The following is a 26,043-nucleotide window of genomic DNA, read 5'->3' on the forward strand; positions in this document are numbered from 1 at the left end:
CTCAAAGTTAGTGTAGGGGAGTCGCCAAGTTGGTTAAGGCACCGGATTTTGATTCCGGCATGCGAGGGTTCGAGTCCTTCCTCCCCTGCCAAAATTTCTCGCAGTTCCTCGCCTCCCACAGCCTGAAGCAGGTGCACGATGAGCAGCCATGACGGCCTGATGGTTTTTACTGGCAACGCGAATCCGGCGCTTGCACAGGAAGTCGTCAAGATTCTCGGTATTCCCCTCGGCAAAGCAATGGTCAGCCGCTTCTCGGATGGCGAGATCCAGGTCGAGATTCAGGAGAACGTGCGAGGCAAGGATGTGTTTGTCCTGCAGTCCACCTGCGCGCCGGCAAACGACAATCTGATGGAACTGATGATCATGGTCGATGCGTTGAAGCGCGCTTCGGCCGGCCGCATCACCGCTGCGATTCCGTATTTCGGCTACGCGCGCCAGGATCGGCGTCCACGTTCGGCGCGCGTCGCGATCTCGGCGAAAGTCGTCGCGAACATGCTGGAAATAGCGGGCGTCGAGCGGATCATCACGATGGATCTGCACGCGGACCAGATTCAAGGCTTCTTCGACATCCCTGTCGATAACATCTACGCCACGCCCGTCCTGCTCGGCGATCTGCGCAAGCAGAATCACGAGGACCTGCTCGTAGTGTCGCCGGACGTCGGCGGTGTCGTGCGCGCACGTGCGCTCGCGAAGCAGCTGAACTGCGACCTCGCGATCATCGACAAGCGTCGTCCGAAGGCGAACATTGCCGAAGTGATGAACATCATCGGTGAAGTCGAAGGTCGTACCTGCGTGATCATGGACGACATGGTCGATACGGCCGGCACGCTGTGCAAGGCTGCGCAAGTCCTGAAGGAACGCGGCGCGAAGCAGGTCTACGCGTATGCGACGCACCCGGTGCTGTCCGGCGGCGCCGGCGAACGGATCTCCGCATCGGCGCTCGACGAACTCGTCGTGACCGATACCATCCCGCTCAGCGAAGAAGCGCGCTCGTGCGCGAAAATCCGTTCGCTGTCGAGCGCGGGGCTGCTTGCCGAAACGTTCTCGCGCATCCGCCGCGGCGATTCGGTGATGTCGCTGTTTGCAGAAAGCTGAACTGAATTTGCGAAGCCGCCGTATGGTTTGACGCGGCGTTTCGCACAATCGGCGTGAACGAACGAAGGTTCATGCCGTCGAGTCCGGGGCCTCAAGTCGCGTCAAGCACGTCACGCGAGGTCCTTTTCACTGCCTGGTCGCGGGCAGTCGTATGGAGAAGCAAATGAAAGTCGTCGCTTTTGAGCGTAACAAGCAAGGTACGGGTGCGAGCCGCCGCCTGCGCAACACGGGCAAGACCCCGGGTATTGTGTATGGCGCAAGCAGCGAACCGCAATTGATCGAACTCGATCACAACGCGCTGTGGCATGCACTGAAGAAGGAATCGTTCCACTCGTCGATCCTCGATCTGGAAGTGGCCGGCAAGTCGCAGCAAGTGCTGCTGCGCGATGTGCAATACCATCCGTTCCGCCAGATCGTCCTGCACGTCGATTTCCAGCGTGTCGACCCGAACAAGAAGCTGCACACGAAGGTGCCGCTGCACTTCATGAACCAGGAAACCAACCCGGCTGTGAAGCTGTCGGGCGCGGTGATCTCCCACGTCGTGAACGAAATCGAAGTCGAATGTCTGCCGGCCTCGCTGCCGGAGTTCCTCGAAGTCGATCTCGCGAAAATCGAAGCGGGTCAAACGATGCACGCGAAGGACATCGTGCTGCCGGCAGGCGTGTCGCTGACCGCGCACATCGACGCGGAAAACCCGGTGATCGCATCCGCGACCATCCCGGCTGGTGCGGTTGCAGACGAAGCGGCCTCGGCTGCCGAAGGCGAAGGCGCAGCACCGGCCGCCTGAGTGGCCACCTGAGCCGCAATCTGCGAGCTATCCTCTCGATCCGTTTCAATGGAACGGACGACGTGACCCGCCGAGGTTCGCCCCGGCGGGTTTTTTTTCGCGATTTTCTGCCGCGAAGTGGACAGTTCCTGTTAATGGTTGGCTATTCGCCAAGCGCGCCAAGCCCGCCAGACCCGGCAACCGAAGACCAAGGCTAACCTCGACACCATGATCAAGCTGATCGTCGGACTCGGTAACCCGGGCGCCGAATATTCCGCGACACGCCACAATGCCGGCTTCTGGCTCGTCGACCAGCTGGCGCGCGAAGCCGGCGCGACGCTGCGCGACGAGCGGCGCTTTCACGGCTTCTATACGAAGGCGCGGCTTTACGGCGAGGAAGTGCATCTGCTCGAGCCGCAGACGTATATGAACCGCTCGGGCCAATCGGTCGTCGCGCTCGCGCATTTCTTCAAGTTTCTTCCGGACCAGATTCTCGTCGCGCACGACGAGCTCGATCTGCCGCCGGGCACCGTCAAGCTGAAGCTCGGCGGCGGCAGCGGCGGGCACAACGGACTCAAGGACATTTCCGCGCATCTGACCACGCAGCAGTACTGGCGCTTGCGGATCGGCATCGGGCATCCGCGCGACCTGATCCCGGAAAGCGCGCGCGCCGGTGCGAAGCCCGACGTCGCGAACTTCGTGCTGAAGCCGCCGCGCAAGGAAGAGCAGGATGTGATCGACGCATCGATCGAGCGTGCGCTCGCGGTGATGCCGCATGTGGTCAAAGGTGAACTCGAGCGCGCGATGATGCAGTTGCATCGCAATGGTTAGTGCAACAGTGCCGACTCGCAGTGTCGACTCGATGCGAAGGAGAATGAATTGAGCCTCTATTGGAGTGACATCGTCCACCGACTCTCGCCGTATGTTCCCGGCGAACAGCCTGCGCTCGCGCATCCGGTGAAGCTGAACACCAACGAGAACCCGTACCCGCCGTCGCCCGCGGTGCTTGCCGCGATTCGCCATGAGCTCGGCGAGACCGGCGAGTCGTTGCGCCGCTACCCCGACCCGACCGCGCGCAAGCTGCGCGAGACGGTCGCCGCATATCACGGGCTCGCCGTCGAGCAGGTGTTCGCCGGCAACGGTTCGGACGAAGTGCTCGCGATAACGTTCCAGGCGTTGCTCAAACACGAGCACCCGCTGCTTTTTCCCGACATTACGTACAGTTTCTATCCGACCTACGCGAAGCTCTACGACATCGTCTATCAAACCGTACCGCTCGCCGATGACTTCACGATTCGCGTCGGCGACTACGCCGTGCCGAACGGCGGCATCGTGTTCCCGAATCCGAACGCGCCGACCGGTCACGCCTTGCCGCTTGCCGAAATCGAAAAGCTCGTCGCGGCGAATCCGGACACGGTGGTCGTGATCGACGAGGCGTATGTCGACTTCGGCGCGCAATCGGCTATCGCGCTGATCAACCGGTATCCGAATCTGCTGGTCGTGCACACGGTGTCCAAGTCGCGCTCGCTCGCCGGCATGCGCGTCGGCTTCGCATTCGGCGATGCGAAGCTGATCGATGCACTCGTGCGCGTCAAGGACAGCTTCAACTCGTATCCGCTCGATCGCGTCGCACAAGCGGCCGTGACCGCCGCCTACGCGGACGAAGCATGGTTCCGCGACTGTCGCGCGAAGGTCATTGCGAGCCGCGAACGGCTGTCAGCGGGATTGACGGCGCTGGGATTCGATGTCGTGCCGTCGGCAGCGAACTTCGTGTTCGCGCGCCACCCAGGTCGCGATGCCGCGACGCTTGCGGCGCGGCTCAGGGAAAAGGAAATTTTCGTGCGGCACTTCAAGCTGCCGCGTATCGATCAGCATCTGCGGATCACGATCGGGAACGATGCCGAATGCGATACGTTGCTTGCCGCGTTGAAGGAACTGCTCGACGGCGCCGCGTAGTTCGCCACGCGGCGATCGTCGATCTCCCGACCGGATCGCGCGCTCACGCGCCCTTCGCCGCCTGCAGCGCGCGATACTTGACCATCAACTGTTCCCGCGATTCCGCATGTTGCGGATCGCGCGGAATGCACTCGACCGGGCACACCTGCTGGCATTGCGGTTCATCGAAATGGCCGACGCATTCGGTGCATTTGTTCGGGTCGATCACGTAGATATCCGGGCCCATCGAGATTGCGTCGTTTGGGCACTCGGGCTCGCAGACGTCGCAGTTGATGCACTCGTCGGTAATTATCAGGGCCATACCTGCCTCACTTCCTGCCTGTCACTTCCTTGCGTCGATGCCGGCGAAGCCTCGCGGACATGGCGCCTGCCTGTAACGCGTCAAAACTCGTAGTTTACGCGCTTCAGCCACTTTCGTTCAGGGCTGGCTCGCCTGCTGCGCCAGATTTTCCGCAACCTTGTCCTGCAGACGCTTTTCGACCGACGGGAACACGAACTTGCTGACATCGCCGCCCAGTTGCGCGATCTCACGCACGATCGTGCCCGAAATGAACTGGTATTGATCGGACGGCGTCATGAACATCGTCTCTACGTCCGGCAGCAGATAGCGGTTCATGCCGGCCATCTGGAACTCGTATTCGAAGTCCGACACGGCGCGCAGACCGCGCACGATCACGCGCGCGTTGTTGCTGCGTACGAAGTCTTTTAGCAGCCCCGTGAAGCTCGCGACCTGTACGTTCGGATAGTGGCCGAGCACTTCATGTGCTATATCGAGGCGCTCATCGAGCGTGAAGAACGGCCGTTTGTTGCGGCTGTCGGCGACGCCCACGACGAGCGTGTCGAAGATGCTTGACGCACGCCGAACGAGGTCTTCGTGACCGCGCGTCAGCGGATCGAACGTACCCGGGTACACGGCGACTACCATGGACTTCTCCTCTGTTCCGTCAGACTAAAGGGCGCCGTCCGGGTGCGCTGCCCGCGCATGCAACAGAACCGCTGGGCGCGGCGTCCGGCTTCGACGCATGGGCCGTTATCCGGCACTTGTAATCGAACGCGCATTATTCCTCATTTTCGCGCTGCAGCAAATGATAGTGGACCGCGCCGGCCTTACCGTGCCGGACGATGGTCCATCCGGCCAGCGCCGGTGTCTGTTCGATCGCCAGCGCTTCTCCTGTTTCGACGTAGACGGAACCGCCAGCCGCGACGAGCGGCAAAGCGAGTTCAACCGCACGGTCCAGCAGGTTCGAGCCGAACGGCGGGTCGAGAAACACGACGTCGAACGAACCGGGCGCGAGGCCGGCCGCAAGCCGCAGCGCATCGGCTTCGGCAACTTCGACTGCACGCGCGCCGAGCTTCGCCTGGATCGAGCGCAACTGAGCAGCTGCGCGCGCGTTGCGCTCGACCATCAGCACGCGCGCGGCGCCGCGCGAAGCCGCCTCGAAACCGAGCGCGCCGCTGCCCGCGAACAGATCGAGGCAGCGTTGCCCATCGAGACGTTGGCCGAGCCAGTTGAAGAGCGTTTCGCGGACGCGATCGGGCGTCGGCCGCAAACCGTCGAGATCGAGCACCGCGAGCGGTGTGCGCTTCCAGTCTCCGCCGATGATACGGATCGTATGAGCAGAGCCGCGTCCGGGCGGCGGCGCGCTGCGCGCGCGGGATGAGGAAAGACGGGACATGTAAGTGAAGTCGCTGAACGGGTGCCGGCCGCGCAACGCTCGCCGGCCGGAGCGCTCACGTTACCACATGGGTCGGCAGCAACTCGCTGCCACGCGAGCGCGGCTGTGCCTGATAAAATGTCACGCTTGCGCGCGCAGCATTGCGCAGAGCGTTACGGTCGCACCGCATCCGCCGCGCCCGAATTCATTTGCTCGCATCGATGCCGCACCACGATGCGCATGCGCCCCCCGTCGCCGGAAATGCCGGCTCGCCTTTCCAATACGCCAGCACATGTTCAGCTTTCTCAAACGATTCAGGGGTTCCAAAGCGTCCGACAATGCGCCGGCCGAATCGCCGGACGCAGCCGACGCGGCAACGCCCGACGTGCCGGCCGATGCCGCCCCGGTAACCGAAACGCCGCTTCAGCCCGCGATCGAAGCACGCGCCGATGTCGCGCAAGCGCCGGCACAAGCCGCGCAGCCAGTGCAGCCCGCGCCGCAGCCGGTGCGCTCGATTGCGCCACAAGCGGCGCCGGCGCCCGTCGCCAGCACGCAAGCGTTCGCGCCCGCGTCGGCCGAACCCGTCGCGCCGCCGCGTGCCGAGCCACAGCGCACGGAGCCGCCGCGCACGCAAACGCAGCCGCACACGTCGCAGAACCCGCAAGCGCAACCACAAACTGAGCCACAACCTCGAGCACCGTTCCAGCCGGCACCTCCGGTCGCGCGCGAACCAGAGCGCCCTGCCATTGGGCCGGCCGCCATGGCGCGCGCGCCTGAAGCGCCCGCCGTGTCTGAATCCTCAGACATATCGACCGCCTACGAAACCGTCGAAATCGTCCCGCCGCCCGCACCCGAACCGGCCGCGAAGCGCTCGTGGCTTACGCGCCTGAAGAGCGGACTGTCGAAGACGAGCTCGAGCATCACCGGCATTTTCGTCGGCGCGAAAATCGACGAAGAACTGTACGAAGAGCTCGAAACCGCGCTGCTGATGTCCGATGCAGGCGTCGACGCGACCGAATATCTGCTCGAAACGCTGCGCGAAAAGGTGCGCGCCGAGCGTCTCACCGACCCGCAACAGGTGAAGGCCGCATTGCGCGAACTGCTGGTCGGCCTGCTGAAGCCGCTCGAAAAATCGCTGATGCTCGGCCGCGCCCAGCCGCTCGTGATGATGATCGCCGGCGTCAACGGCGCAGGCAAAACCACGAGCATCGGCAAACTCGCGAAGCATCTGCAGCGCTTCGATCAATCGGTGCTGCTCGCCGCAGGCGACACGTTCCGCGCGGCCGCGCGCGAGCAACTCGCAATCTGGGGCGAGCGCAACAACGTGACGGTCGTCTCACAGGAAAGCGGCGACCCGGCCGCGGTCATTTTCGATGCGGTGGGCGCGGCGCGCGCGCGCAAGATCGATGTGCTGATGGCCGATACCGCGGGGCGCCTGCCAACGCAGCTGCATCTGATGGAAGAACTGCGCAAGGTCAAACGCGTGATCGGCAAAGCACTCGACGGCGCGCCGCACGAAGTGCTGCTCGTGATCGATGCGAATACCGGCCAGAACGCGCTCGCTCAGGTCAAGGCATTCGACGACGCGCTCGGCCTTACCGGCCTCATCGTGACCAAACTCGACGGCACCGCGAAAGGCGGCATTCTCGCCGCGATCGCGCGGCAACGGCCGGTGCCCGTGTATTTCATCGGCATCGGCGAAAAGGTCGAGGATTTGCAGCCGTTCAGCGCAGAAGAATTCTCGGACGCGCTGCTCGGCAGCTAGGCAGATCGGCGGCGCACCAACGCCGCCTTCTCAACCGATGTTCACTCCGCGTCCGGTTGCGCGCCCGGCGCCGCATCCGCGAACGCGCTCAATTGCATCGCGTGATCGTTAATCCGGCGAATGGTCGGAAACGCGCTCATATCGACGTTGAAGCGATCGGCGTTGAACACCTGCGGAATCAGACACGCATCGGCAACGGTCGGCGTATCGCCGAAACAGAACGCACCACTGCGGCGGCTCGCGACCAGATGTTCCTCGAGCGCCGTAAAGCCCGACGTGATCCAGTGCCGATACCACGCGTCCTTCACGTCGTCGTTCGCGCCCACCGTGCGCTTCAAATACTTGAGCACGCGCAGGTTGTTGACGGGATGGATTTCGCACGCAATCTGCAGCGCAACGCCGCGCACGAACGCACGCTCGGCCGGCGTGCCCGGCAACAGCGGCGGCTGCGGATGCGTCTCCTCGAGATATTCGATGATCGCGATCGACTGCTGCAGCACGTTGCCGTTGTCGATCAGCGTCGGCACGACCGCGTCGTGATTGAGTGCGCGGTACGCGCCGGCGAACTGCTCGCCGCCGTTGCGCAACAGATGCACCGGCAGATATTCGTACGGCAGCTTCTTCAGATTGAGCGCAATCCGCACGCGGTACGCGGCGGAACTGCGAAAGTAGCTGTACAGCTTCATTTGATGTCTCCCCTCCCTGCCTGCAGCGAAACCCGGCTGCTACATCGCGGTTCCGCTGCCCCTGCGCCGCGCTGTCAAACGAGGCGCACGCTGAACTCGCCGAGCCCGTCGACGCCACCCTTCATCAGATCGCCCTTCACGACTGCGCCGACCCCTTCCGGCGTACCCGTGAAAATCAGGTCGCCCGGCTGCAGCTCGAACAGCGTCGACAGACAGGCGATCGTCTCAGCCACCGACCAGATCAGTTGCGACACGTCCGAGCGCTGCTTCTCGTTGCCGTTCACCGACAGCCAGATCGCGCCCTTGCCGATATGACCGACCTTCGACGCCGGATGGATCGGCCCCATCGGTGCCGAGTGGTCGAAGCCCTTGGCCGTATCCCACGGACGGCCGAGCTTTTTCGCTTCGGCCTGCAGATCGCGGCGCGTCATATCGAGGCCGAGCGCATAGCCGTACACGTGATCGAGCGCGCTATCGACGGAGATATCTTTGCCCGCCTTGCCGATCGCCGCGACCATTTCCATTTCGAAATGCAGGTTGCTCGTCTGCGACGGATACGGCATTTCACCGGTTGCGCCGGGCGCGACGTACAGCACCGCATCGGCCGGCTTGCAGAAGAAGAACGGCGGTTCGCGATCCGGGTCGTGGCCCATCTCGCGCGCGTGCGCCTCGTAGTTGCGGCCGACGCAGTAGATGCGACGCACCGCGAACTGGTCGTCCGACCCGACCACCTGCACGCCGACGATCGGCGCCGGCGTAATGACGTAACCCATTCCGTTCTCCGATATTCATGAAGCCGCACATGCGGCGATAAAAACGACAAAACAGCGAGTTTAACGCGCTGATATATCCGACGCTTGACGGAGCGCTTTCTGCAGAAGAAACGGCTCGTGCGCCCTGGCTCGTTGGGGCGCGCGTTCGCGAGCGATGCAACCGGCCCCGCGGCGATGCCCGGCATCGGCTTCGTCCGCGTGAGACGAACCACGCGTCATGCGATACTCGACCTGCAAGCGCCCCACCGTCACTACAAGACCTCCATCCGCAGATGAACGATTCCGCCGCTACCGAGTTGTCCCCCTTTCCGTGCGCCCGCTTCATCAAGGAGATCGGGCGCGGACCGCATGGCGCCCGCGCGCTCGCACCCGAAGATACGCAGGCGCTCTACGGCGCGATGCTCGATGGCCGCGTGCCCGAACTCGAACTCGGTGCCGTGCTGCTCGCTTATCGCCTGAAGGGCGAGACCGCCGAGGAACTGGCCGCCATGCATGCGGCCGCGCATGCATCGTTCGAGCCGATCCGCGTGACGCAAGATGCAGCGAACGCCGTGTCCGCCGTTTCGATCCCGAGCTACAACGGCGCGCGCAAGCAGCCGAACCTCGTGCCGCTGCTCGCGCTGCTGCTCGCGCGCGAAGGCGTGCCGGTGCTCGTGCATGGCGTGACCGAAGACCCGGGCCGCGTGACGAGCGCCGAAATCTTCGCTCGCCTGCAGGTTGCCGCCGCCCAGACGCACAGCGAGATCGAGGACGCGCTCGCCGCGCGCCGCGTCGCCTTTGCGCCGATCGAGACGCTCGCGCCGAAGCTCGCGCGACTGCTTGCGCTGCGCCGCCGGATGGGCGTGCGCAACTCGACGCACACGCTCGTGAAGATCCTGCAGCCGTTCGCGCAGCCGGGGCTGCGGCTCGTCAACTACACGCATCCGCCGTATCGCGAGAGCCTCACGGAGCTATTCGTCACGCATCCGGACGTGGCCGCGGGCGGCGCATTGCTCGCACGCGGCACAGAAGGCGAGGCCGTCGCCGACACGCGCCGCCAGGTCCAGATCGACTGGCTGCACGACGGACGATGCGATACGCTCGTCGCACCCGAGCGCTCGTCGGCCGATGCACCGGTCGTCGATCTGCCTGAAGCCCGCGACGCGGCGACCACCGCCGCGTGGATCGAAGACGTGTTGCGCGGCGCCGCGCCGGTGCCCAGCGCAATTGCGCGTCAGATCGACGTGATCGCGGGCATCGCAAAGCAGGCGGCGGATTGAGATTGAGACCCGACGGGCGTGCTCGCAGCGGTCGTGCGGCTGCTGTTGCGCCGCTTTGTCGCTGAATCATCAGTTGACATCCGGGCGCCCGCTCGCTTAAATTCGCAAAATGCGTTCAATCCTGAACTCCCTCCGAATTAACATCGGTCGCCTAGCGCGGCCCCTATCGCTACGTCTAGCGTAAGCAAGACGTAGCGCCGCGTTTGCCCAGGACTCCCGTCCGATAGCTCCCGCGGTCCTCCCTGTAGTTTCAGCTGTATCCCACCGTAGTTCTTCACAACCTGTAGTCGTCTGTGCTCGCCCGAATACCGTTCGGACGAGTCGCGAGGGTCAAATGCACATTGCATGCGCTCTGTTGTCGAACGTTGCCGGCGTCACCATCGCCATCGCGTTCCCGACGTCCTTGTTCGTCCGCGCCCGTTCGTTGCTGCCGCTAGCGCCGGCTTCGACCATGCACGCGCGGATCGTGCATCCGTGGCACCCGGCCAGCCGCCGGACGCCACACCCCATCGCATACGACTGAACGAACGAGGCCACCCATCATGTTGAACAACCCTGCCGAGAAATACCGTCCCTTCCCCGCCGTCCGTTTGAACGGCCGCAAATGGCCGAGCCGCACGATCGCGCACGCGCCGATCTGGATGAGCACCGACCTGCGCGACGGCAACCAGTCGCTGATCGAGCCGATGAGCATTGCGCAGAAGCTCGAATTCTTCGAGATGCTCGTCGCGATCGGCTTCAAGGAAATCGAAGTCGGATTTCCGTCCGCATCGCAGACCGACTTCGATTTCATTCGCAAGCTGATCGACGAGTCGCGCATCCCCGACGATGTGACGATCGAAGTGCTCGTGCAGTCGCGCGAGGATCTGATCGCGCGCACGTTCGACGCGCTCCAAGGCGCGCCGCGCGCGATCGTGCATCTGTACAACGCGATCTGCCCGTCGTTCCGCAAGATCGTGTTCAACCAGACGAAGGAGCAGGTGAAGGCGCTCGCCGTCGACGGCACGCGGCTCATCCGCGAGTACGCCGACGCGCGGCCGCACACGCGCTGGACCTATCAATACTCGCCGGAAACCTTCAGCATGACCGAGCTCGCGTTTGCGCGAGAAGTGTGCGACGCGGTCGCGCAGACATGGCGGCCGACGCGCGAGCACAAGATGATCGTGAACCTGCCGGCCACCGTCGAAGCGGCCACGCCGAATGTCTACGCGGACCAGATCGAATGGATGGACCGTAATCTCGGCTACCGCGACAGCATCGTGCTTTCGGTACATCCGCATAACGATCGCGGCACCGCGGTCGCGGCCGCGGAGCTCGCGCTGATGGCCGGCGCCGATCGCATCGAAGGGTGCCTGTTCGGCAACGGCGAGCGCACCGGCAACGTCGATCTCGTCACGCTCGCGCTGAACCTCTATACGCAGGGCATCGATCCGGGCCTCGATTTCTCCGATATCGACGCCGTGCGCCGTGTCGTCGAGCGATGCAATCAGATTCCCGTGCATCCGCGCCATCCATACGCGGGCGACCTCGTCTACACCGCCTTCTCGGGCTCGCACCAGGATGCGATCCGCAAGGGCTTTGCGCGGCAGGCGCCCGATGCGGTGTGGGAAGTGCCGTATCTGCCGATCGATCCGGCCGACGTCGGGCGCAGCTACGACGCGGTGATTCGCGTCAACAGCCAGTCGGGCAAAGGCGGGGCCACCTATCTGCTCGAGCGCGCAATGGGCTTCGCGCCGCCGCGCCGGGTGCAGATCGAGTTCAGCCATGCGGTGCAGGCGGTCGCGGACCAGTCGGGCGCCGAAGTCAGCGCGGAAGCGATCTGCGCACTCTTCGCACGCGAATACCTCGAGGTTGCCGGGCCTGCGCGGCGTGTCGATGCGCAAAGCGTGCATTGGGAAGGCCGCGCGATTCGCATCGGCGCGGCAGCGGCAGCGACCGTGGCGGAAACACGGTCATCCGCCGGCGGCACGCACGACGCCTACGCGCGACATATCGCCAGTGAAATCGCCACGGCCGCCGGACGGCACATCGAAGTCACCTCATGCGAAACCGTGCGCGCGATCGACGGCCGGGTCGCGGTCTTCGTAGGCTGTCGCGTCGGCGACGATACGCTTCGGCACGGCGCCGGCATCGCCGACGACGAGTCGACGGCGATCATCGATGCGGTGGTTAGCGGAATCAACCGCTGCGCCGCATGGCTGTCGCCCGAGCGGATCAGGGTTGCGGCCTGACGTCGCGTCGACACGCGTACGAAACGAAGAAGGGGCGTCGGAAGAGGCCGAAGCAGGCAGGCGGCGCAACGAGGTGCACTGGGGAAGCGCGAATGAAGCGGGAATGAAGCGCGGAGGAAGCGCGGAGGAAGCGCGACGCGGGCAGTTCGGACCGGATTGCCGCGCGTAAATGGTCCGTCCACAAGACGCGACCGGAACAGCAGTGACAGCGTGAAATGGAAAACGGTCATCGCAACGGGAGCACCCGCCCGTCGTTACTCGAGCGCGCAGCGCGTCGCCTGCCAGGCGATCAACCGCCACTGCCCTTCTTCCTGAGCCTGGATCGCGGTGTAAGCAATTGGAAAGAGTAGAGCGCCGTTGTTCGCTTCCATTTCGATCAACGCACGCCCGGTGACCACACAGGTTTCGCGCCCGACCGGCAGCACGTCCTGCGACTGGATCTCGATCTGGCGATAGCGACGGCGGCCCGCGGTGATTGCGTCGATGAACTGCTGCTTCGTCTCGCGTTTGCCGTTCGTATGGACGTAGATCACGCTGTCCGACAGCAACGCGTCGAGCTGCGGCCCATTGCCGTCGACCATCGCCCGAAAGCGCTCGCGTTCGAGCCCGCGAATCGCCTCGATCACTTTAGCGGCCATCGCATTCGCCCCTTCACCGACGGAGCCGAAAGCGGCCGCGGTTGTCAGAAGTTGTACTGCACGTAGATTTGCTGGAAATTTATACCAGGATTGGGCTCTTTGATACTGGCGTTGGACAGGTGCTGAAAGCGATAGCCGACCTGGTAATGCTGTTTCTCGCCAAGGCCGAAGCCGACCCCCACCATATCCGCGAACTGGAACGCAGAGCTCATCGTGAAATTGGTGGATTGCCGCGCGTGGGTAAGCAGTCGAACGCCGATACCGGCTTCGAGGTACGGCCGTATCCATCCGCTCGTCTTGACGAATCGGACGACCGGCGTGACACCGAATTCGCCGATGTTCCTGTTGACGTTTCCTTCGCCGGTATTCCACCAGGCCGCGTGCGCCTCGCCGACCAGCGAGAAATGCCAGTCTCCCATTTGCCACCACGTCAGGTTGGGGTCCCACACGAAGCCGAGGTCGGCCTTGCTCGTGTGGCGATCGGCCCAGCCGCCCGCTATCTGAACGCCAAACTGATCAGCCGCCGCAGCTCCGGATAGACCGAGAAAAGTGGCTGCGCAAACACTTTTTAGTACCAGATCACGCCAAAACTCTTTGTTTTCGTTCATCTTGCGCCCTGAATTTGGCAGGTTGAACCTTAAGTGAATTAAGAGCAAAGCGACTTATTTTTGAGACAGCAGCATGTATCGTTCCCTATATATGCCGCCCCACCGCCGCCACGGGTTTCTGCGGTTTGCATACGGATCATGCGCCTTATATGTCCACAACCGCAGTGCGGATGAATCCTAACCTGCTAGGGCAAATCTCGCAGGCAAGGTACAATGCTATTGAGATTTGGATTTCAATAGGAAAAGCGGGAACTTGGATGACCCTAGGGCCTCTAAGTGTTAGCACTCGGTAGACTTGAGTGCTAACATCCATGGTGGCGCCGCTTAAAACACGGCGTTTTGTCTGACCCAAAGGAGTACGCTACGTGAGTAACGCAATGACCCTTCCGAATACTCTCAGCCCGTTGTCGGCTAAGGCCGGCTCGGCAGGTGCACTGACGCTCGCGCACGCTTCTCTTCTGCCCGGGCAGCTGGGCAATATCGACGCCTACATCCAGGCCGTGAACCGGATTCCGATGCTGACGCCGGCGGAAGAGCGGCAATTCGCGACGGAGTTTCGCGAGCAGAACAACCTCGAATCCGCACGGCGGCTCGTTCTGTCGCACCTGCGGCTCGTGGTGTCGATCGCACGCAATTACCTCGGCTATGGCCTGCCGCACGCGGATCTGATTCAGGAAGGCAACATCGGTCTGATGAAGGCGGTCAAACGCTTCGATCCCGAGCAGAACGTGCGTCTCGTCTCGTACGCCATGCACTGGATCAAGGCCGAGATCCACGAATACATCCTGCGCAACTGGCGCATGGTGAAGGTCGCCACGACGAAGGCGCAGCGCAAGCTGTTCTTCAATCTGCGCAGCCACAAGCAGGGTTTGCAGGCGTTCACGCCGGACGAAATCGAAGGCCTCGCGAAAGAACTGAACGTGAAGCGCGAGGAAGTCGCGGAGATGGAAACGCGGCTGTCTGGTGGCGATGTCGCGCTCGAAGGACAGATCGAGGACGGCGAGGAGTCGTTCGCACCGATCGCCTACCTCGCCGACTCGCACAGCGAGCCGACGGCGGTGCTGGCCCAGCGCCAGCGCGACAAGCTGCACAGCGACGGCATCGCTTCCGCGCTGGAGTCGCTCGACGCGCGCAGCCGCCGGATTATCGAAGCGCGCTGGCTGCAAGTCGAAGACGATGGCTCGGGCGGCTCGACGCTGCACGAACTCGCGGATGAATTCGGCGTATCGGCGGAACGGATCCGTCAGATCGAAGCAAGTGCGATGAAGAAGATGCGCAGTGCGCTCGCCGAATACGCATAACGCATGAATGCCGGGCTAGGCCCGGCACACCACCTACCGCAGCAACGAAGGTTCGCCTGAACATTCGTTAACGCATTCAGAAAGCCCCGCCCTCGAAAGACCGGCGGGGCTTTTTTGTCTCCGCTCGCATCACATCCGCATCGTCGACGTTGCCCACGTTGCGTTTCCTTGACCTGGCGCAACCCGGATCACAATACTTCTATCGTAAGGATGCCTTCGCGACTTCATGCCGCAGCGCATCGCACGCGCGAAGGCAAACGCGCTCCTAGAATCGTTATGCATCCGGCAAGCGCCGCGCGTCGATGCGCGGGCGGCCGGGTGACGTCGCTGTCAACCGATCATGATCATCACGCTGAATCTCAGGAACCCAATGCGAGCCGCATCGTGGACATGGACGCGCATCGCAGGCTGGGCGCGCGGCCCGACCTTCGCACGCGATATCGCGATCGTCCTCGCCATCAAGTTTGCATTGCTGTTCGCGCTCAAGTTTGCATTTTTCAACCATCCGCAGGCGCAGCACATGTCGCTGCCGCCTGAACAAGTCGCACAGGCACTACTGTCGGTGCCCGCATCGAATCCGTCCGAAGGTGATCACCATGCCCGTTAGCGAAGTCGTCGATCTTTCGCGTCTTCAGTTCGCCGTTACGGCGCTCTACCATTTTCTGTTTGTACCGCTCACGCTCGGGCTGTCGTGGCTGCTTGTGATCATGGAGTCGGTCTACGTGATGACCGGCAAACAGATCTACAAGGATATGACCCAGTTCTGGGGCAAGCTCTTCGGCATCAACCTCGCGATGGGCGTCACCACCGGTCTCACGCTCGAGTTCCAGTTCGGCACGAACTGGTCGTACTACTCGCACTACGTCGGCGACATTTTCGGCGTGCCGCTTGCCGTCGAAGGACTGATGGCCTTCTTCCTCGAATCGACGTTCGTGGGGCTCTTTTTCTTCGGCTGGAACCGGCTGTCGCGGGTCCAGCATCTGATCATCACGTTTCTCGTCGCGCTCGGCTCGAACCTGTCGGCGCTGTGGATTCTCGTGGCGAACGGCTGGATGAACAACCCGGTCGGCGCCGAATTCAACTACGAAACGATGCGCATGGAGCTCGTGAACCTGTTCGACGTCGTGTTCAATCCGGTTGCGCAGGTGAAGTTCGTGCATACGGTGTCGGCCGGCTATGTGACCGCTTCGATGTTCGTGCTCGGCGTGTCGTCGTGGTATCTGCTCAAGCGCCGCGATACGGAGTTTGCGTTGCGCTCGTTTGCGATCGCCGCCGGCTTCGGCCTCGCGTCTACGCTTTGCGTGATCGTGCTCGGCGACGAATCCGGCTATCGCACGGGCGAAGTGCAGCAGGTCAAGCTTGCGGCGATCGAATCGGAATGGGAGACGTCGCCGGCGCCCGCGCCGTTTACGATCATCGGCATCCCGAATCAGAAGGAAGAGCGAACCGACTATGCGATCCGTATCCCATATGCGCTCGGCCTGATCGCGACGCGTTCGCTCGACGAGCCCGTGGTCGGCCTGAAAGAACTGATGGCGCGTCACGAAGTGCGCATCCGCAACGGCATGCTCGCGTACGAAGCGTTGCAGAAGCTGAAACAGGGCGATACCAGCGATGAAGTGCGCGCCGCGTTCGACGCGCACAAGGCCGACCTCGGCTACGGCCTGCTGCTCAAGCAGTTCACGCCGAACGTGACCGACGCTACGTCCGAGCAGATCCAGCAGGCCGCGAAGAAAACGATCCCGCCTGTCGCACCCGTATTCTTCTCGTTCCGTCTGATGGTCGGTCTCGGCATCCTGTTTCTCGCGACGTTCGTGCTTGCGTTCTGGTTCTGCGCACAGCGCTCGCTGCTGCTCGAAAAACGCCGCTGGTTTCTGCGCTGGTCCGTCTGGGCGATTCCGCTGCCGTGGCTCGCCGCCGAATTCGGCTGGATCGTCGCCGAAGTCGGCCGCCAGCCATGGACGATCGCCGGCATTCTGCCGACGTCGCTGTCCGCTTCGAGCCTCGCGCCGAGCGATCTCTATCTGAGCCTCGCGGGCTTTGTCGTGTTCTACACGGCGCTTTTCATCATCGAGATCATGCTGATGTTCAAGTACGCGCGGCTCGGTCCGTCATCGTTGCATACCGGGCGTTATCACCACGAGTTGTCCGGTCAGCAGCCGGTCAACGTGAAGACGGCCGTCTGATTTGACGCCATCCGGCACGCCTCATTCTGCACAGGAACGGAAAACATCATCATGGACTACGCAACCCTCAAACTGATCTGGTGGGTGCTGATCGGCGCGCTGCTGATCGGCTTCGCGCTGACTGACGGCTTCGATATGGGCGCCGCGATTCTGCTGCCGTTCATCGGCAAGTCCGATAGCGAACGGCGCATCGTCGTCAATACCGTCGGTGCGACCTGGGAAGGCAACCAGGTGTGGCTCGTCACGGCAGGCGGCGCGATGTTCGCGGCCTGGCCGCTCGTCTACGCCGCGTCGTTCTCGGGCTTCTATTTCGCCATGCTGCTCGTGTTGTTCGCGCTGTTTTTCCGGCCAGTCGGCTTCGACTACCGCGGCAAACGCGAACATGCGGGATGGCGCAACGCGTGGGACTGGGCGTTGTTCGTCGGCGGCTTCGTGCCGGCACTCGTGTTCGGCGTGGCGTTCGGCAATCTGCTGCAAGGCGTACCGTTCGCGTTCGATCAGGACCTGCGCTCCACTTACCACGGCAGCTTTTTTGCGCTGCTGAATCCGTTTGCACTGCTGTGCGGGCTCGTCAGCGTTTCGATGCTAATGGCGCACGGCGCTGCGTTCGTGAAGATGAAGACGGACGGCGTGATCGCCGAACGGGCCGCGCGCGCGCTGCGCATCGCCTCGCTTGTCGCCGTCGTGCTGTTTCTGCTCGCCGGCGCATTGATCGCAACGGTGATCGGCGGCTATCAGATCGTCGATGCCGCGCCGCTCGATACGGTGTCGAATCCGCTGCTGAAAAGCGTGATCGGCGCGCCCGGACTGTGGCTCACGAATTACGCGCTCTATCCGTGGATGGTGGCCGCGCCCGTCGCCGGTGTGCTTGGCGCATTGCTCGCGGCGCTGCTTGCGAAATCGCGCTTCGAAACGACTGCATTTCTCGCGACCTCGCTGATGGTGATCGGCGTGATTCTGACGGCGGGCTTCTCGATGTTCCCGTTCGTCATGCCGTCGTCGCTCGACGCGCGCAGCAGCCTGACGGTCTGGGACTCGACATCGAGCCACATGACGCTGCAGATCATGCTGATCGCGGTCGTCGTTTTTCTGCCGATCGTTCTCGTCTACACGGGCTGGGTGTATCGCGTGATGCGCGGCAAGGTCACCGCGCAAGCGCTCGAGCAAAACAGTCACTCGATGTATTGATTGCGCACGATCACGCGGTCAGGCACGTGTGTCGCATTAACAGAAACGAAGGAGCATTTCGATGTGGTATTTCAGCTGGATTCTAGGCATTGGCGTCGCGCTCGCGTTCGGCATTATCAACGTGATGTGGCTTGAAGCGCAGCGGGCGTCCGAGGCCACGAAGACGAAGCGGTAAACGCAAAGCGGCGCCCTGTGTACGAGGGCGCCGCTCTGTTCAAACGCGTCAGGCGCGCATCACGCCGGCTGTGCCGCCCCGCCGATTGCCGGCAAACGCGACGACAACTGCTGCGCATAGCGCTGCGCCGCCTGCCCGACGACGATATGGAACGTATCGGTCGAGACCCACGCAACGTCCAGCGCGCCAAGCCGTTGACGGTCCACAGCCGATGCATCGCGCACCACGATACGCACACGCGTGGCCGCAACCGCCTGCAGCGACACGATATTCGTCGCGCCGCCGAACACCGCGAGCCAACGCAGCGGGTCGGGATCGAGCGGTCCGCCGGCCGCCGCCGACGCGGCGGCTACGACCGCGGCGGTTTGCACTGCAGCCGACGATGCGGCCATCGCCTGTGAACCGGCACCGGCCGCGTCCGCGCCGTGTCCGATCGTCGTGCGAATCTCGTCGGCGATCATGTCCGCCTCGGGTCCGATAATCACCTGCACGTTCGTCGAGCCACGCTTCAACACGCCACGCGCGCCAATCGCTTTCAGTCCCGCATCCGAAACTTTTTCGGAGTTCACGACCGACAGACGCAAACGCGTCGTGCACGCATCGACAACGGTCAGGTTGCCCGCGCCACCCAGGGCCGCGATATAGCGCTGCGCGCGCGTGAGCCGCGCGCCCGCAGCCGGCGCGGCGTAACCGTCTTCGGTAGCCGACGAAGCAGCCTGCGCGGCATCCGCGTTTTCGGGCTCGCGGCCCGGTGTCGCCATATTGAATTTGCGGATGAAGAAGCGGAACAGGCCGTAATAGATGGCGGCATAGGCAAGCCCGATCGGAATCGCCTCCCAGCCCTTCGTCGACAGCCCGTAGTTCAGCGCGTAGTCGATCGCACCAGCCGAGAACGTGAAGCCGAGATGGATGCCGAGCGCCGAGCAGACCGCGAGCGCAAGGCCCGTCAGCACCGCGTGAATCGCGTACAGCACCGGCGCGAGGAACATGAAGCTGAACTCGATCGGCTCGGTGACGCCGGTCAGGAACGAGGTCAGCGCCATCGAGAACAGCAGGCCGCCGACCATCGCACGACGCTCCTTCGGCGCCTCGTGGAACATCGCGAGGCACGCTGCCGGCAGGCCGAACATCATGACCGGGAAAAAACCCGTCATAAACGTGCCCGCACTCGGGTCGCCGGCGAAGAAGCGATGCAGGTCGCCCGTTACCGCGGCGCCGTTCGGCGGCGTGAACGAGCCGAACACGAACCACGCAAGCGAGTTCAGGATGTGATGGAGGCCCGTCACGAGCAGCAGCCGGTTCAGCAGGCCGAACACGAATGCGCCGATTGCGCCGGCCGTCGTGAGCCAATGGCCGGCGGCATCGATCGCCGACTGCACGGGCGCCCACGCATAACCGAACGCGATGCCGAGCACGAGACACACCACGCCCGTCACGATCGGAACGAAGCGCTTGCCGCCGAAAAATGCGAGGTAATCGGGCAGCTTGATGTCCTTGTACCGGTTGTACAGCATCCCGGCGACGATACCGGCGACGATCCCCGACAGCACGCCCATGTTGAGTTTATCGTTGATGTCCTTCATCACCGCGATTTCGACGAGATAGCCGATCGCGCCAGCGAGCGCCGCGACGCCGTTGTTGTCTTTCGCAAAACCGACGGCGACGCCGATCGCGAACAGCAGCGGCAAGTTGTCGAAAATCGCGCCGCCCGCGTCGGCGATCATCTTGATGTTGAATACGTCCGGCTGTCCGAGCCGCAGCAGCAGGCCTGCGACCGGCAGCACCGCAATCGGCAGCATCAGCGCACGGCCGAGACGCTGCACTTTCAAAAAGGGGTTTGCATCCATTGCCTGCTCCACTCCATCTTTCTTTTGTTTGGGACGTCGTTTCGATATCCCTGGCATCATGGGACGCGCGTCGGCGCGGCGTGCATGAGCAGTAAGCCGCGCGTTCGCGCTTTCGTTCAGTTTTCGCTCAATCGAGCGGCCAATGCGCCCGGCTCGCCGTTCTTACCGCTTGCGCCGAGTCGAGCGCGAGCGCGTCCTGCGCGCGCTGCCGGCATTGCTGATAATCGAGTTTGCGCACGCGCGCCTTGATCGCCGGCACCGACGGCGGATCGACCGACAGCTCGGTGACGCCAAGGCCGACCAGCAGCGGCACCGCCAGCGGATCGCCCGCAAGCGCACCACACACGCCGACCCACTTGCCGTGCTTTTGCGCGCCTCGCACGGTCGCATCGACGAGGCGCAGCACGGCAGGATGCAGGCCATCCGCTTGCGCCGCCAGGTCGGGCTGGCAGCGGTCCATTGCGAGCGTGTATTGCGTGAGATCGTTGGTGCCGATCGACAGGAAGTCCGCGTGCTGCGCGAGCTGATCGGCAAGCAACGCCGCCGACGGCACTTCGATCATCACGCCCACTTCAATCGGCTCGGCACGGCCGCTTTCACGCGCTAGTTCGTCGATGCGCCGGCGCAGGCGCACGAGTTCGCCCGCGTCGGTCACCATCGGCAACAGGATGCGCACCGCGGCGGCCGGCTGCACGGCGAGCATCCCGCGCAACTGGTCGTCGAGCAGCTCGGGCCGCACCTGCGCGAGCCGGATGCCGCGCAAGCCGAGCGCCGGGTTCGGCTCCGGCGGCAGCGTCAGATAGTCGACTTCCTTGTCCGCGCCGACATCGAGCGTGCGAATGATCGCCGTGCGTCCGGCGAGTGCATCGACGATCGCCTGATAGCTCTCCCGATGTTCGTCGACGGTCGGCGCGGCTTGCCGGTGAATGAACAGCAGTTCGGTGCGCAACAGGCCGACCGCGTCGGCCCCGTTGTCGACTGCGGTCTTCGCATCGTCGAGTGTCGCGATGTTCGAGGCGACCTCGATGCCGCGGCCGTCGCTCGTCGCCGCGACCTGATGCGACGCGCGGCGATTCGTTTCGCGCACGCCGGCGAGGCGCCGGCATTCGTTGCGCGCCCGTTCGACGTCGCGTGCGCTCGGGGCATATTCAAGCCGGCCGTTCGTTGCATCCACAACCACTTGCGTGTCTTCCGCGATTCGGTGCAGCGCATCGCCCATCGCGACGAGGGCCGGCAGGCCGAGCTGACGCGCGATGATCGCCGCGTGCGACGTCGCGCCGCCGCGCGCCATCACGAGCGCGGTCACGCGTGTGCGATCGAGCGACGACAGGTCGGACGGCGTGAATTCGTCGGCGGCAAGCACCGCTTCGTCGGGCAGCTCGCGCGCCGCTGTGTTCGCAAGCCCAAGGGCACGCAGCACGCGCTTGCTGATATCGCGCAGGTCCGCCGCGCGCTCGGCGAGCAGCGCGTCGTCGAGGTTGGCGAGCACTGCGATCTGCGCGCGGATCGCTTCGCGCCATGCGAAGCCCGCGCTTTTGCCGAGGCTGATCAGATCGCGTGCCGCGTCGACGAGCGTCGGATCTTCGAGCAGCACACGATGGACCGTGAAGATGCCGGCTGCGCCGACGGCGCCGCGCTGCGACGCGTCGCGCACCGTCGAATTCAGTTCGGCGTCGACTGCGGCGATCGCCTTGTCGAGGCGACGGCTTTCCGCCGCTGGCGTGCCCTGCGCCTGCTCGGGCGGCACGATATCGGCGTCGTCCCAGCGCACGAGCTTGCCGACCGCGACGCCCGGCGCGGCGCATACGCCGGCAAGCGTATTGGGCGCAAGCGTAGGCGCGGGCGCGGGCGCCGCATCCGCATTCGACGAAGACGGCGTCGCATCGCCGACAGCCTGCGGCGCCGGCGGCATCTGCCGTGCGGGCTTCTCTTCATTCTCGCCGTGCGCTTCGCGCATCAGTTCGTTCGCAACTGCTTCGACGGCTGCGGCTGCCTGCGCGCCGATCCCAAGGATTTCGACCGTCGCGCCTTCGCCTGCCCCCAGCCCGAGCAGACCGACGATGCTTTCGACCGGCGCCTTGCGCCCGTCGAAACGCACTTCGACACGCGCATCGAAGCCGCGCGCCGCTTCGCGCACGCGCGCCGCGGGCCGTGCGTGCAGGCCGCCAGCGTGCGTCAGCGTGACCTGCCGGCGTGCCTCCTCCATGATCGCGCTCGCACCGCGCGCCACGACGGCCGTTGCGCCATCGCGCGCACGCAGCACGAGCAGCGGCGTTTCGCCAGCCTTCAGCGTGCCGCCGGTGCTGCTGCGCTCGACAATCTCGAACGCCTCCGAATTCGCAATCGCCACGACCGACACGAGACTCGGCGCGGAACACGCGACAATGTCCTGATCGAACTCGATCAGCACGTCGCCGGCACGCACCCGCGCGCCCTGCTCGACCATCGGCGCGAAAACCTTTGCCGTTGAGCGCAACAGTGTCGATGCCGATATGCAACAGCACTTCCACGCCTTCGCCCGTGACGAGCGTCGCCGCGTGGCCCGTGCGTGCGATATGGGTCACCACGCCGTCGCACGGCGCAACGAGTTTGCCTTCGAGCGGATCGACACCGATCCCGTCGCCGAACATGCCGCCCGAAAACACGGGGTCGGGCACATCCGCAAGCAGCACGACCGGTCCGCTCAACGGCGCAGTCAATACGATATGACCCGGCACGGTATGGCCTGCGATTTCAGCCGCATGGCTGATTGCAGGGCTCGCGTTATGGCTCATCAAAACTGTCTCCTCGACACGTCGCATCTGTTTTCCCGATCAGTGAGTTTCTGTGACCTTGTTCAGATGGCGAGGCGCGTCAGGGTTACGTCCGCGGGCAGCCGCAAGGCCGGCCGCCATCACATAGAAGGAAAGGATCGCGGCGATCGGATCGAGCGCCGCATTGGCCGTCGAGACGAGCGGCAGCGTGCGCTCCGCGACGCCATCCGGCGCCGCGAGCAGCACGCGCGCGCCGCGCGAGCGCATGTCGCGCGCAAGTTGCAACAGGCCGGACTGCTCGGGTCCGGGCAGCGCGAACACGAGCAGCGGATAGCCGTCGCCGATCAGTTCCATCGGACCGTGCCGCACTTCGGCACTCGAAAACGCTTCGGCCTGGATGCCCGAGGTTTCCTTGAGCTTCAACGCCGCTTCCTGCGCGATCGCGAGACCGAGGCCGCGGCCGACCACGATCATCCGCTCGGCGCCGCGCAATTCGTCGACCGCATGCGACCAGTCGAGTACGCCGGCCTTCTGCAACGCATCGGGCAAGCCTTGCAGCGCACCGAGCAGCGCGGCATCGCGTTGCCAGCGCGCGACCAGCTGCGCGGAAATGGCCAGCATCGCGATATAGCTCTTCGTAGCGGCAACGCTGAGTTCCGGACCGGCGACGAGCGGCAACTGCCATTCGCAGACATCGGCAAGCGGCGATTGCGGCGCATTCACCGCGGCGACAGTCAGCGCGCCCGCATTGCGCAACGCGGCCATCGTGCCGACGAGATCAGGGCTCTTGCCCGATTGCGAGAACGCAATCGCGAGCTGCTCGCGCACGCGCAGCGGCGCTTGCTGCAGCGTCGCGACCGACATCGGCAGCGACGCGACGGGCACGCCGAGCCGGCTCATCGCGAGGCACGCGAAATAGCTCGCCGCGTGGTCCGAGCTGCCACGCGCGACGGTCAGCGCGACATCGCGCGGACGTGCCGACAGGCGCACCGCGAGCGCCTCGACATAGGACGTGTCCGCGAGTTGCGCGGCGACCGCTTCAGCGGACGCGAGCGCCTCTTTAAGCATATTCGACAATCGATTCTCCTTCGACGTATGTCGCGGTCAGCGCCAGCTCCCGATCGAACACGACGACGTCGGCCCACGCGCCACGCGCGATGCGGCCCCGGTCTTCGATGCCGAGGTAGTCGGCGGCATGGCGCGACAGACGGTTTGAAACGTCGGCCAACGGCAGGCCGAGCGAACACAGGTTGCGCAGCGCCTGATCCATCGTCAGCGTGCTGCCGGCGAGCGTGCCGTCTGCAAGACGCACGCCGCCAAGACATTTCGTCACGTGCTGGCTGCCGAGGCGGTATTCGCCGTCGGGCATGCCAGTCGCCGACGTGCTGTCGGTCACGACATAAAGGCGCGGAATCGCGCGCATGGCGGCGCGAATCGCACCGGGATGCACGTGCAGCAGATCCGGGATGATCTCCGCGTACTCGGCATGCGCAAGCGCCGCGCCGACCATGCCCGGGTTGCGGTGATGCAGCGGCGACATCGCATTGAACAGATGCGTGAAGCCGCGCGCGCCGTGCTTCATCGCGGCGACCGCATCGTCGTATGTACCGAGCGAATGGCCGAGCTGCACGCGCACGCCGCGTGCCGTGATTTCCGAGATGATGTCCATATGGCCAGCGATCTCAGGCGCGATCGTGACGACGCGGATCGGCCCCAGCGAGAGATATTTCAACACCTCGTCGAGCACCGCGGACACCGCCGCGTCCGGTTGCGCGCCGAGCTTGCCGGGGTTGATGTACGGCCCCTCGAGGTGCACGCCAAGCACGCGCGAGCCGCCCGGCGTGCGATTGCGCGCCACCTCGGCGAGTCCGGCGACCACGTCCATCAGCTCGTCGCGCGGCGCGGTCATCGTCGTCGCGAGCAGGCTCGTCGTGCCGTGACGCACATGCGTACGCGTGATCGCCTCGATCGCATTGCCGGCCTCCATCACATCGGCGCCGCCGCCGCCGTGCACATGCAGATCGATAAAGCCGGGCAGGATGTACGGCGCGTCGTTGGTCGACGGGTCGGCAACGTGGCCCGTCAGCGCCGTGATGCGGCCATTCTCGAATTCGAGCGTGCCGTGGATCCAACCATCGGTGGTGAGTATGTTTCCGGTCAGCATGGGTTTCTCTGGGAGCCTGAGGCGATGGGGGTGATGCAATGCATGACTGAAGTCGCGCGGCAGTGTTCCGCCGCGACGGCATATTTAAAGGCGCAGTTCGGCGACGAAATCGTAGTAGTCGTCCCGGCAATACGTATCGGTGAGTTCGATCGCGCGTTGATCCGCGCTGTAACCGACGCGTGTGATCAACAGCAGCGCGGTGCGCGGCTCGATGTCCATCAGCGTGGCGATTTCGCTCGACGCATTGACCGCGCGAAAATGCTGCAGCGCGCGTACGACGGCGATGCCGCGCTGCTCGAGATAGCTGTACAGCGAGCCGTCGATCAGCAGCGGGTCCGGCACGATCGACGTCGGCAGCGCCGTATGCTCGACCGCCATCACGATGCCGTCCGCGCGGCGCAGGCGGCGCAGGTTCGCGACATTTGCGCCCGGCGACAGCCCGAGATGCACGATCTCGTCGCGGCTCGCCGCGCGCACGTCGCGCTCGAGCCAGATCGAGTCGGGACGAAACCCGCGCTGTTCCATCTTCTTCGTGAAACCCATGAGTCGCGACAACGGGTCTTCGACACGCGGCGTGATGAAACTGCGCGCACCGGGTGCGCGGCGAATCAGGCCTTGCTCGACGAGCAGCGAGATCGCCTTGCGCGCCGTGATGCGCGACACGCCGATCGAATCCGACAGCGTGCGCTCGGACGGCAACGCCTCGCCTGCCGACCAGACACCGCAATGAATCGCCGTTGCAAGGTTGCGCGCGAGCTGCAGGTACAACGGCGTCACGTTGCGCGCATCGGGCATCAGTGCGGACCAGCGTGTTTCCATGGGGCTCCGGCAGGAAGGGGATGACGAGGACGTTGCGCGTAGAACGAAAATCGGAGCCCATTATATAACCAACATAATACCAGTCAACGTGCTGGTATCTAACCGGTATTATTTTTCAAGCCCTTGTTTTTCAAGTGATTTCCGCGATTTATGAGCGGTTTCCAAGGCTGGCGGAGGT

The 26,043-nt window shown here is 64.0% G+C and carries 23 protein-coding genes, 1 tRNA gene and 1 pseudogene; 13 read left to right on the top strand and 12 right to left on the bottom strand.

Translation table 11 applies throughout. The features are described 5' to 3' along the window. Nucleotides 1–14: 14 nt before the first annotated feature. From QYH69_RS28495 to hisC, 5 genes are all read left to right on the top strand, one after another. Nucleotides 15–91: transfer RNA gene (locus tag QYH69_RS28495), tRNA-Gln, on the top strand. Between the two features lie 47 nt (nt 92–138). Beyond that, on the top strand, nt 139–1,095 hold the full coding sequence (locus QYH69_RS28500; protein ID WP_075155705.1) for a ribose-phosphate pyrophosphokinase: 957 nt from the start codon (nt 139–141) through the stop codon (nt 1,093–1,095). Nucleotides 1,096–1,258: 163 nt separating this feature from the next. Beyond that, a complete protein-coding gene (locus QYH69_RS28505) occupies nt 1,259–1,882 on the top strand; it encodes a 50S ribosomal protein L25/general stress protein Ctc (RefSeq protein WP_308835052.1) in 624 nt (207 codons plus the stop codon). Between the two features lie 207 nt (nt 1,883–2,089). Next, nucleotides 2,090–2,692 carry an aminoacyl-tRNA hydrolase gene (gene pth / locus QYH69_RS28510; RefSeq protein ID WP_308835053.1) on the top strand — a complete coding sequence of 201 codons (603 nt, stop codon included), beginning with the start codon at nt 2,090–2,092 and terminating at the stop codon, nt 2,690–2,692. Nucleotides 2,693–2,740: 48 nt separating this feature from the next. Beyond that, on the top strand, nt 2,741–3,817 hold the full coding sequence (gene hisC, locus QYH69_RS28515) for a histidinol-phosphate transaminase (RefSeq protein WP_308835054.1): 1,077 nt from the start codon (nt 2,741–2,743) through the stop codon (nt 3,815–3,817). 43 nt (nt 3,818–3,860) lie between these two features. Here the strand turns inward: hisC and QYH69_RS28520 are convergent, their stop codons facing one another. The 3 genes from QYH69_RS28520 to rsmD form a co-directional block, all read right to left on the bottom strand. Further along, nucleotides 3,861–4,118, bottom strand: coding sequence for a YfhL family 4Fe-4S dicluster ferredoxin (locus tag QYH69_RS28520; protein WP_308835055.1), 258 nt, complete (start codon nt 4,116–4,118; stop codon nt 3,861–3,863). Nucleotides 4,119–4,235: 117 nt separating this feature from the next. Further along, nucleotides 4,236–4,742: a pantetheine-phosphate adenylyltransferase gene (gene coaD / locus QYH69_RS28525; protein WP_075155701.1), complete on the bottom strand. Its 507-nt coding sequence runs from the start codon at nt 4,740–4,742 to the stop codon at nt 4,236–4,238. A 133-nt stretch (nt 4,743–4,875) separates the two neighbouring features. After that, on the bottom strand, nt 4,876–5,493 hold the full coding sequence (rsmD, locus tag QYH69_RS28530) for a 16S rRNA (guanine(966)-N(2))-methyltransferase RsmD (RefSeq protein WP_308835056.1): 618 nt from the start codon (nt 5,491–5,493) through the stop codon (nt 4,876–4,878). A 271-nt stretch (nt 5,494–5,764) separates the two neighbouring features. Between rsmD and ftsY the strand changes: the two genes are divergently transcribed. Beyond that, entirely contained in the window at nt 5,765–7,237 is a 1,473-nt protein-coding gene (gene ftsY / locus QYH69_RS28535) for a signal recognition particle-docking protein FtsY (protein ID WP_308835057.1), read from the top strand. A 41-nt stretch (nt 7,238–7,278) separates the two neighbouring features. Here the strand turns inward: ftsY and maiA are convergent, their stop codons facing one another. Both maiA and QYH69_RS28545 read right to left on the bottom strand, forming a co-directional pair. After that, on the bottom strand, nt 7,279–7,923 hold the full coding sequence (gene maiA, locus QYH69_RS28540) for a maleylacetoacetate isomerase (RefSeq protein WP_308835058.1): 645 nt from the start codon (nt 7,921–7,923) through the stop codon (nt 7,279–7,281). A 74-nt stretch (nt 7,924–7,997) separates the two neighbouring features. Beyond that, nucleotides 7,998–8,696: a fumarylacetoacetate hydrolase family protein gene (locus QYH69_RS28545; protein WP_308835059.1), complete on the bottom strand. Its 699-nt coding sequence runs from the start codon at nt 8,694–8,696 to the stop codon at nt 7,998–8,000. A 272-nt stretch (nt 8,697–8,968) separates the two neighbouring features. Here QYH69_RS28545 and ybiB point away from each other — a divergent pair, with 272 nt between their 5' ends. Both ybiB and leuA read left to right on the top strand, forming a co-directional pair. After that, complete coding sequence (ybiB, locus tag QYH69_RS28550; protein WP_308835060.1) at nt 8,969–9,955, top strand: DNA-binding protein YbiB; 987 nt, start codon at nt 8,969–8,971, stop codon at nt 9,953–9,955. A 542-nt stretch (nt 9,956–10,497) separates the two neighbouring features. Continuing rightward, nucleotides 10,498–12,186 carry a 2-isopropylmalate synthase gene (leuA, locus tag QYH69_RS28555; RefSeq protein WP_308835061.1) on the top strand — a complete coding sequence of 563 codons (1,689 nt, stop codon included), beginning with the start codon at nt 10,498–10,500 and terminating at the stop codon, nt 12,184–12,186. A gap of 254 nt (nt 12,187–12,440) precedes the next feature. On the opposite strand, the gene QYH69_RS28560 is transcribed toward leuA, so the two are convergent. Together QYH69_RS28560 and QYH69_RS28565 are read right to left on the bottom strand one after the other, a co-directional pair. Beyond that, nucleotides 12,441–12,824 carry a nuclear transport factor 2 family protein gene (locus QYH69_RS28560; RefSeq protein ID WP_075155694.1) on the bottom strand — a complete coding sequence of 128 codons (384 nt, stop codon included), beginning with the start codon at nt 12,822–12,824 and terminating at the stop codon, nt 12,441–12,443. Between the two features lie 44 nt (nt 12,825–12,868). Then, nucleotides 12,869–13,432: an acyloxyacyl hydrolase gene (locus QYH69_RS28565; RefSeq protein ID WP_308835062.1), complete on the bottom strand. Its 564-nt coding sequence runs from the start codon at nt 13,430–13,432 to the stop codon at nt 12,869–12,871. Nucleotides 13,433–13,797: 365 nt separating this feature from the next. On the opposite strand from QYH69_RS28565, the gene rpoH reads away from it, so the two are divergent. The 5 genes from rpoH to cydX all read left to right on the top strand — a co-directional run bounded on the left by rpoH (nt 13,798) and on the right by cydX (nt 18,282). Beyond that, a complete protein-coding gene (gene rpoH / locus QYH69_RS28570; protein ID WP_075155692.1) occupies nt 13,798–14,733 on the top strand; it encodes an RNA polymerase sigma factor RpoH in 936 nt (311 codons plus the stop codon). A 340-nt stretch (nt 14,734–15,073) separates the two neighbouring features. After that, nucleotides 15,074–15,340, top strand: coding sequence for a cytochrome oxidase putative small subunit CydP (cydP, locus tag QYH69_RS28575; RefSeq protein WP_308835063.1), 267 nt, complete (start codon nt 15,074–15,076; stop codon nt 15,338–15,340). After that, nucleotides 15,330–16,919, top strand: a complete 1,590-nt coding sequence (locus QYH69_RS28580) for a cytochrome ubiquinol oxidase subunit I (RefSeq protein WP_308835064.1) — start codon at nt 15,330–15,332, stop codon at nt 16,917–16,919. Before cydP ends, QYH69_RS28580 begins: the two co-directional genes overlap by 11 nt. A gap of 51 nt (nt 16,920–16,970) precedes the next feature. Further along, nucleotides 16,971–18,107, top strand: a complete 1,137-nt coding sequence (gene cydB / locus QYH69_RS28585) for a cytochrome d ubiquinol oxidase subunit II (RefSeq protein WP_308835065.1) — start codon at nt 16,971–16,973, stop codon at nt 18,105–18,107. Between the two features lie 61 nt (nt 18,108–18,168). Continuing rightward, nucleotides 18,169–18,282, top strand: a complete 114-nt coding sequence (gene cydX, locus QYH69_RS28590) for a cytochrome bd-I oxidase subunit CydX (protein ID WP_075155688.1) — start codon at nt 18,169–18,171, stop codon at nt 18,280–18,282. Between the two features lie 59 nt (nt 18,283–18,341). On the opposite strand, the gene nagE is transcribed toward cydX, so the two are convergent. From nagE to QYH69_RS28615, 5 genes and pseudogenes are all read right to left on the bottom strand, one after another. Next, entirely contained in the window at nt 18,342–20,129 is a 1,788-nt protein-coding gene (gene nagE, locus QYH69_RS28595; protein WP_308835066.1) for an N-acetylglucosamine-specific PTS transporter subunit IIBC, read from the bottom strand. 127 nt (nt 20,130–20,256) lie between these two features. Then, nucleotides 20,257–22,930, bottom strand: a pseudogene (ptsP, locus tag QYH69_RS28600) (phosphoenolpyruvate--protein phosphotransferase). Between the two features lie 12 nt (nt 22,931–22,942). Next, on the bottom strand, nt 22,943–23,950 hold the full coding sequence (locus tag QYH69_RS28605; protein WP_308835094.1) for an SIS domain-containing protein: 1,008 nt from the start codon (nt 23,948–23,950) through the stop codon (nt 22,943–22,945). Further along, nucleotides 23,943–25,046 carry an N-acetylglucosamine-6-phosphate deacetylase gene (nagA, locus tag QYH69_RS28610; RefSeq protein ID WP_308835067.1) on the bottom strand — a complete coding sequence of 368 codons (1,104 nt, stop codon included), beginning with the start codon at nt 25,044–25,046 and terminating at the stop codon, nt 23,943–23,945. Before nagA ends, QYH69_RS28605 begins: the two co-directional genes overlap by 8 nt. 84 nt (nt 25,047–25,130) lie before the next feature. After that, the gene (locus QYH69_RS28615; RefSeq protein WP_308835068.1) at nt 25,131–25,865 is read right to left on the bottom strand and encodes a GntR family transcriptional regulator; all 735 of its coding nucleotides are present in this window, start codon (nt 25,863–25,865) and stop codon (nt 25,131–25,133) included. Nucleotides 25,866–26,043 lie beyond the last annotated feature (178 nt).

Origin of the sequence: Paraburkholderia sp. SARCC-3016 (genome assembly GCF_031119615.1) — a bacterium.
Lineage (GTDB): Bacteria > Pseudomonadota > Gammaproteobacteria > Burkholderiales > Burkholderiaceae > Paraburkholderia.

Excerpts from the sequence above, each read along its gene's own strand:
- cydP (WP_308835063.1), top strand. The coding sequence starts at position 15,074 with ATGATCATCACGCTGAATCTCAGGAACCCAATGCGAGCCGCATCGTGG.
- cydX (WP_075155688.1), top strand. The coding sequence starts at position 18,169 with ATGTGGTATTTCAGCTGGATTCTAGGCATTGGCGTCGCGCTCGCGTTC.
- QYH69_RS28520 (WP_308835055.1), bottom strand. The coding sequence starts at position 4,118 with ATGGCCCTGATAATTACCGACGAGTGCATCAACTGCGACGTCTGCGAG.
- QYH69_RS28605 (WP_308835094.1), bottom strand. The coding sequence starts at position 23,950 with ATGCTTAAAGAGGCGCTCGCGTCCGCTGAAGCGGTCGCCGCGCAACTC.
- ftsY (WP_308835057.1), top strand. The coding sequence starts at position 5,765 with ATGTTCAGCTTTCTCAAACGATTCAGGGGTTCCAAAGCGTCCGACAAT.
- leuA (WP_308835061.1), top strand. The coding sequence starts at position 10,498 with ATGTTGAACAACCCTGCCGAGAAATACCGTCCCTTCCCCGCCGTCCGT.
- ybiB (WP_308835060.1), top strand. The coding sequence starts at position 8,969 with ATGAACGATTCCGCCGCTACCGAGTTGTCCCCCTTTCCGTGCGCCCGC.
- QYH69_RS28500 (WP_075155705.1), top strand. The coding sequence starts at position 139 with ATGAGCAGCCATGACGGCCTGATGGTTTTTACTGGCAACGCGAATCCG.
- QYH69_RS28580 (WP_308835064.1), top strand. The coding sequence starts at position 15,330 with ATGCCCGTTAGCGAAGTCGTCGATCTTTCGCGTCTTCAGTTCGCCGTT.
- cydB (WP_308835065.1), top strand. The coding sequence starts at position 16,971 with ATGGACTACGCAACCCTCAAACTGATCTGGTGGGTGCTGATCGGCGCG.
- coaD (WP_075155701.1), bottom strand. The coding sequence starts at position 4,742 with ATGGTAGTCGCCGTGTACCCGGGTACGTTCGATCCGCTGACGCGCGGT.
- QYH69_RS28565 (WP_308835062.1), bottom strand. The coding sequence starts at position 13,432 with ATGAACGAAAACAAAGAGTTTTGGCGTGATCTGGTACTAAAAAGTGTT.
- QYH69_RS28505 (WP_308835052.1), top strand. The coding sequence starts at position 1,259 with ATGAAAGTCGTCGCTTTTGAGCGTAACAAGCAAGGTACGGGTGCGAGC.
- nagE (WP_308835066.1), bottom strand. The coding sequence starts at position 20,129 with ATGGATGCAAACCCCTTTTTGAAAGTGCAGCGTCTCGGCCGTGCGCTG.
- QYH69_RS28560 (WP_075155694.1), bottom strand. The coding sequence starts at position 12,824 with ATGGCCGCTAAAGTGATCGAGGCGATTCGCGGGCTCGAACGCGAGCGC.
- QYH69_RS28545 (WP_308835059.1), bottom strand. The coding sequence starts at position 8,696 with ATGGGTTACGTCATTACGCCGGCGCCGATCGTCGGCGTGCAGGTGGTC.
- maiA (WP_308835058.1), bottom strand. The coding sequence starts at position 7,923 with ATGAAGCTGTACAGCTACTTTCGCAGTTCCGCCGCGTACCGCGTGCGG.
- pth (WP_308835053.1), top strand. The coding sequence starts at position 2,090 with ATGATCAAGCTGATCGTCGGACTCGGTAACCCGGGCGCCGAATATTCC.
- nagA (WP_308835067.1), bottom strand. The coding sequence starts at position 25,046 with ATGCTGACCGGAAACATACTCACCACCGATGGTTGGATCCACGGCACG.
- rsmD (WP_308835056.1), bottom strand. The coding sequence starts at position 5,493 with ATGTCCCGTCTTTCCTCATCCCGCGCGCGCAGCGCGCCGCCGCCCGGA.
- QYH69_RS28615 (WP_308835068.1), bottom strand. The coding sequence starts at position 25,865 with ATGGAAACACGCTGGTCCGCACTGATGCCCGATGCGCGCAACGTGACG.